The 595-nt window shown below is 52.9% G+C and carries 1 protein-coding gene; it reads right to left on the bottom strand.

Annotated elements, in window-relative coordinates; genetic code table 11:
* Positions 1-470 (bottom strand): DUF6708 domain-containing protein (locus tag L810_RS47995; RefSeq protein ID WP_373453124.1); only part of this gene is annotated, 470 nt, incomplete at its 3' end.
* Between the last annotated feature and the right edge of the window lie 125 nt (positions 471-595).

Here is a 595-nt window from a genome sequence, read left to right as displayed (position 1 = left end):
CTCGCCGTAGTGACGTACCAGCGTGTGAACGGATTCCACCAGACCGAGTGAAAACCGTACACGTACACTTTGCGGCGCACGCGGTTGAAGCGTAGAGGCAGATCACGTGGTGGAGACACGTCCGCGCGATAAAGAACACATGTCCCCCAGACACCAAATACAACAGTGACTATATCCAGCAAAGTGACGCCGATGCGCGCCAGCGTCGTCCAAGTATCAAACGCCCTTAAAATAAAAATGAGCCACCCGGTAAAAAATATATACCAGGCGGTCGTCAGTGCCGCGATTACTGCACAACAAAATACTAGCCCGCGCACAGTCGATACATTTCTCGGAATATCCATGTAGATCGAATCGAGATGCGTTGGCGACTGCCGCATAATCGTCGGACTTTCATCGATAGGTTCGTTCGGTCCTGGTAGATCACGTTGCCATCCTGGGCAAGGGGGATTGAGCTTAGGTTTCGCCATGAGGCATCCTCGGTGATTTCGATAGCTGCGAAGCCAGAGCCATCGCTCCTGTCAGACATAAGCATTCACGGTGCTGTCCGCGACTCGTGATCCATATCGGTAGGCCATTCCACCTTGGGAGCCAA

The sequence above is a fragment of the Burkholderia sp. AU4i genome (assembly GCF_000466765.1).
GTDB classification, from domain to species: Bacteria; Pseudomonadota; Gammaproteobacteria; order Burkholderiales; family Burkholderiaceae; genus Burkholderia; species Burkholderia cepacia.
The sequence above is the reverse complement of the archived record's forward strand: the minus strand, read 5'-3'. Positions and strand labels throughout refer to the sequence as shown.